This is a genomic window from Variovorax sp. dw_954 (genome assembly GCF_018449755.1).
Classification (GTDB): domain Bacteria; phylum Pseudomonadota; class Gammaproteobacteria; order Burkholderiales; family Burkholderiaceae_C; genus Variovorax.
In genome coordinates, this window is the sequence record NZ_JAAVVD010000058.1 from 1 (window position 1) to 5,716 (window position 5,716).

A 5,716-nucleotide genomic window follows, 5' to 3' on the forward strand; every position below is an offset into this window, starting at 1 on the left:
TAATTAGAAAAGCCCAACCTCACTGAGGTTGGGCTTTCTGGGCTGTAAGAGCCTGACGATGACCTACTTTCACACGGGAACCCGCACTATCATCGGCGCTGAGTCGTTTCACTGTCCTGTTCGGGATGGGAAGGAGTGGGACCAACTCGCTATGGTCATCAGGCATAACTGGTTGCCTGGCTGATCACACGATCAACCAGGCGAATTCATAGAGTTTGGAATCAGCGCCCAATTGTCTTGGGCTGCTTTGAATGTACTTTGAATGCGTCAACTTGGCATAACACCCTGATTCGATTGAATCAAAGTTATAGGGTCAAGCCGCACGAGCAATTAGTATCAGTTAGCTTAACGCATTACTGCGCTTCCACACCTGACCTATCAACGTCCTGGTCTTGAACGACTCTTCAGGGGGCTCAAGGCCCCGGCAGATCTCATCTTGAAACGAGTTTCCCGCTTAGATGCTTTCAGCGGTTATCTCTTCCACACTTAGCTACTCGGCAATGCCACTGGCGTGACAACCGATACACCAGAGGTGTGTCCACTCCGGTCCTCTCGTACTAGGAGCAGGCTTCCTCAAATCTGCAGCGCCCACGGAAGATAGGGACCAAACTGTCTCACGACGTTTTAAACCCAGCTCACGTACCTCTTTAAATGGCGAACAGCCATACCCTTGGGACCGGCTACAGCCCCAGGATGAGATGAGCCGACATCGAGGTGCCAAACACCGCCGTCGATATGAACTCTTGGGCGGTATCAGCCTGTTATCCCCAGAGTACCTTTTATCCGTTGAGCGATGGCCCTTCCATACAGAACCACCGGATCACTATGTCCTGCTTTCGCATCTGCTCGACTTGTCAGTCTCGCAGTTAAGCACGCTTATGCCATTGCACTATCGTCACGATGTCCGACCGTAACTAGCGTACCTTCGAACTCCTCCGTTACGCTTTGGGAGGAGACCGCCCCAGTCAAACTGCCTACCATGCACTGTCCCCGATCCAGATAATGGACCTAGGTTAGAACCTCAAACACACCAGGGTGGTATTTCAACGTTGGCTCCACAAGATCTAGCGACCCTGCTTCAAAGCCTCCCACCTATCCTACACAGATCTGTTCAAAGTCCAATACAAAGCTACAGTAAAGGTTCATGGGGTCTTTCCGTCTTTCCGCGGGGAGATTGCATCATCACAAACATTTCAACTTCGCTGAGTCTCAGGAGGAGACAGTGTGGCCATCGTTACGCCATTCGTGCAGGTCGGAACTTACCCGACAAGGAATTTCGCTACCTTAGGACCGTTATAGTTACGGCCGCCGTTTACTGGGACTTCAATCAAGAGCTTGCACCCCATCATTTAATCTTCCAGCACCGGGCAGGCGTCACACCCTATACGTCCACTTTCGTGTTTGCAGAGTGCTGTGTTTTTAATAAACAGTCGCAGCCACCGATTTTTTGCAACCCATTCATGCTCCGTTGTTCACTTCACACTAATAGGGCACACCTTCTTCCGAAGTTACGGTGTCAATTTGCCGAGTTCCTTCTCCTGAGTTCTCTCAAGCGCCTTAGAATACTCATCTCGCGCACCAGTGTCGGTTTGCGGTACGGTCGTTGTTAGCTGAAGCTTAGTGGCTTTTCCTGGAACCTCGTTCAGTCACTTCACGGACAAGTCCGCTCGATCGATGGCCTCGGTATATGTGCACCGGATTTGCCTAATGCACGCCTACTTCCATCTAAACCGGGATATCCAACACCCGGATGACCTATTAAGATCCGTCCCCACATCGCACTAACAATCGGTACAGGAATATTGACCTGTTTCCCATCAGCTACGCATCTCTGCCTCGCCTTAGGGGCCGACTCACTCTACGCCGATGAACGTTGCGTAGAAAACCTTGCGCTTACGGCGAGGGGGCTTTTCACCCCCTTTAACGCTACTCATGTCAGCATTCGCACTTCTGATACCTCCAGCACGCTTTACAACGCACCTTCACAGGCTTACAGAACGCTCTCCTACCACTTGCAATAAATTGCAAATCCGCAGCTTCGGTAACTGGCTTAGCCCCGTTACATCTTCCGCGCAGGACGACTCGATCAGTGAGCTATTACGCTTTCTTTAAATGATGGCTGCTTCTAAGCCAACATCCTGACTGTTTTAGCCTTCCCACTTCGTTTCCCACTTAGCCAATTTTAGGGACCTTAGCTGGCGGTCTGGGTTGTTTCCCTCTTGAGTCCGGACGTTAGCACCCGGTGCTCTGTCTCCCAAGCTGTACTCATCGGTATTCGGAGTTTGCCTTGGTTTGGTAAGTCGCCATGACCCCCTAGCCAAAACAGTGCTCTACCCCCGATGGTAATACTTGAGGCACTACCTAAATAGTTTTCGGAGAGAACCAGCTATTTCCAAGTTTGTTTAGCCTTTCACCCCTATCCACAGCTCATCCGCTAGTTTTGCAACACTAGTCGGTTCGGACCTCCAGTACCTGTTACGGCACCTTCATCCTGGCCATGGATAGATCACTTGGTTTCGGGTCTACACCCAGCGACTGATCGCCCTATTCGGACTCGATTTCTCTACGGCTTCCCTATTCGGTTAACCTTGCCACTGAATGTAAGTCGCTGACCCATTATACAAAAGGTACGCAGTCACCCCTTTCGAGGCTCCTACTTTTTGTAAGCACGCGGTTTCAGGATCTATTTCACTCCCCTCCCGGGGTTCTTTTCGCCTTTCCCTCACGGTACTAGTTCACTATCGGTCAATGATGAGTATTTAGCCTTGGAGGATGGTCCCCCCATATTCAGACAGGATTTCTCGTGTCCCGCCCTACTTGTCGCAAGCTCAGTACCACACAGGTCATTTCACGTACGGGGCTATCACCCGCTATGGCCAGTCTTTCCAAACTGTTCCGTTATGTCTTGTGCTATCACTTGCAGGCTCTTCCGATTTCGCTCGCCACTACTTTCGGAATCTCGGTTGATGTCTTTTCCTCGAGCTACTGAGATGTTTCAGTTCACCCGGTTCGCCTCGCATGACTATGTATTCATCATGCGATACCTTTCGGTGGGTTTCCCCATTCGGAAATCTCCGGATCAAAGCTAATTTGCCAGCTCCCCGAAGCTTATCGCAGGCTATCACGTCCTTCGTCGCCTATCATTGCCAAGGCATCCACCACGTGCTCTTATTCACTTGACCCTATAACTTTGACTTCTCTTGCGAGAATCCAAAATCGTTTCAAGGAATTGCCAGGCCTCTCACCTGGCGCGTTATGCCGTACTTCCAATTATCGATCTGACTCGAAATTGAAGTTTCTTTTGACGCAATCAAAAATTCTATGTTGCTGATGGCACGGTCCGCACTAAACCTTTACGAATGTGCGGTTTCCATCAGCAACGCTGATTCGACTCTATGAATTTTTAAAGAACAGCCGATTGATCAAGAGATCTTGATCAACAACAAAACAGCCTCGTTAAAAGCCGCTTTGGTGTTGAACTGATAAGTGCCAGGTACTGGTTTCTGGCAATCTTTGGTGGAGGATGACGGGATCGAACCGACGACCCCCTGCTTGCAAAGCAGGTGCTCTCCCAGCTGAGCTAATCCCCCAGGATTAGATGGATGGTGGGTCTGGTTGGATTCGAACCAACGACCCCCGCCTTATCAAGACGGTGCTCTAACCAACTGAGCTACAGACCCAAGCCGGAACGCTTTGGACTCAAGCCTGTGCGCTCAAGTCGCTGGGCGACAACCTTCCAACAACCGATAAGTGTGGGCGTTCAAATGAACTTGCTGTTTCCAGAAAGGAGGTGATCCAGCCGCACCTTCCGATACGGCTACCTTGTTACGACTTCACCCCAGTCACGAACCCTGCCGTGGTAATCGCCCTCCTTGCGGTTAGGCTAACTACTTCTGGCAGAACCCGCTCCCATGGTGTGACGGGCGGTGTGTACAAGACCCGGGAACGTATTCACCGTGACATTCTGATCCACGATTACTAGCGATTCCGACTTCACGCAGTCGAGTTGCAGACTGCGATCCGGACTACGACTGGTTTTATGGGATTAGCTCCCCCTCGCGGGTTGGCAACCCTTTGTACCAGCCATTGTATGACGTGTGTAGCCCCACCTATAAGGGCCATGAGGACTTGACGTCATCCCCACCTTCCTCCGGTTTGTCACCGGCAGTCTCATTAGAGTGCCCAACTGAATGTAGCAACTAATGACAAGGGTTGCGCTCGTTGCGGGACTTAACCCAACATCTCACGACACGAGCTGACGACAGCCATGCAGCACCTGTGTTACGGCTCTCTTTCGAGCACTAAGCCATCTCTGGCAAATTCCGTACATGTCAAAGGTGGGTAAGGTTTTTCGCGTTGCATCGAATTAAACCACATCATCCACCGCTTGTGCGGGTCCCCGTCAATTCCTTTGAGTTTCAACCTTGCGGCCGTACTCCCCAGGCGGTCAACTTCACGCGTTAGCTTCGTTACTGAGTCAGTGAAGACCCAACAACCAGTTGACATCGTTTAGGGCGTGGACTACCAGGGTATCTAATCCTGTTTGCTCCCCACGCTTTCGTGCATGAGCGTCAGTACAGGTCCAGGGGATTGCCTTCGCCATCGGTGTTCCTCCGCATATCTACGCATTTCACTGCTACACGCGGAATTCCATCCCCCTCTACCGTACTCTAGCTATGCAGTCACAGATGCAGTTCCCAGGTTGAGCCCGGGGATTTCACAACTGTCTTACATAACCGCCTGCGCACGCTTTACGCCCAGTAATTCCGATTAACGCTTGCACCCTACGTATTACCGCGGCTGCTGGCACGTAGTTAGCCGGTGCTTATTCTTACGGTACCGTCATGATCCCCCTTTATTAAAAGGAGACTTTTCGTTCCGTACAAAAGCAGTTTACAACCCGAAGGCCTTCATCCTGCACGCGGCATGGCTGGATCAGGCTTGCGCCCATTGTCCAAAATTCCCCACTGCTGCCTCCCGTAGGAGTCTGGGCCGTGTCTCAGTCCCAGTGTGGCTGGTCGTCCTCTCAGACCAGCTACAGATCGTCGGCTTGGTGAGCCTTTACCCCACCAACTACCTAATCTGCCATCGGCCGCTCCATTCGCGCAAGGCCCTTGCGGGTCCCCTGCTTTCATCCGTAGATCGTATGCGGTATTAGCACAGCTTTCGCTGCGTTATCCCCCACGATTGGGCACGTTCCGATGTATTACTCACCCGTTCGCCACTCGCCGCCAGGATTGCTCCCGCGCTGCCGTTCGACTTGCATGTGTAAGGCATGCCGCCAGCGTTCAATCTGAGCCAGGATCAAACTCTATAGTTCGATCTTGATTTTTGCGCCCCATCTCGCGATGAGGCAAAACTCATAAAAAAAGAAATTGAAGTGAACTTCACTTCTATTCTCATGAGCGTTTAAAGTCTTGCGACTTTGTTCCGAAGAACTTGGCAAGTTGCCTTCAAACGCCCACGCTTATCGGCTGTAAATTTTTAAGGATCCAGACTCGAAAACATCTCTGTCTTCTCGCCTTTTGCTTCGTTCGCTGCGATCAGCGAAGCCCGCCAGTCTAACACGATTTTTTAAGTTCGGTCAAACTTTTTTCGCTTCCTTCAACCCCTTCCGCATCCAACCGCTTGGCAGTCAGTGCTGAGGCCAGTTCAGCGAAGCCTTCGATTATGACTCGGTTTTTGCAACTTCGTCAAGTCCGAGGGACTTTTTCTT

The 5,716-nt window shown here is 51.2% G+C and carries 2 tRNA genes and 3 rRNA genes; all 5 read right to left on the reverse strand.

From position 1 onward, the window contains the following. Nucleotides 1–50 precede the first annotated feature (50 nt). Nucleotides 51–163: ribosomal RNA gene (gene rrf, locus HB681_RS37140) — 5S ribosomal RNA — on the reverse strand. 146 nt (nt 164–309) lie between these two features. Continuing rightward, nucleotides 310–3,182 (reverse strand): 23S ribosomal RNA (locus tag HB681_RS37145). 332 nt (nt 3,183–3,514) lie between these two features. After that, nucleotides 3,515–3,590: transfer RNA gene (locus tag HB681_RS37150), tRNA-Ala, on the reverse strand. Nucleotides 3,591–3,603: 13 nt separating this feature from the next. After that, nucleotides 3,604–3,680: transfer RNA gene (locus HB681_RS37155), tRNA-Ile, on the reverse strand. A gap of 103 nt (nt 3,681–3,783) precedes the next feature. Continuing rightward, a 16S ribosomal RNA gene (locus HB681_RS37160) occupies nt 3,784–5,320 on the reverse strand. Together the 16S, 23S and 5S rRNA genes with 2 tRNA genes alongside form the textbook arrangement of a ribosomal RNA operon. Between the last annotated feature and the right edge of the window lie 396 nt (nt 5,321–5,716).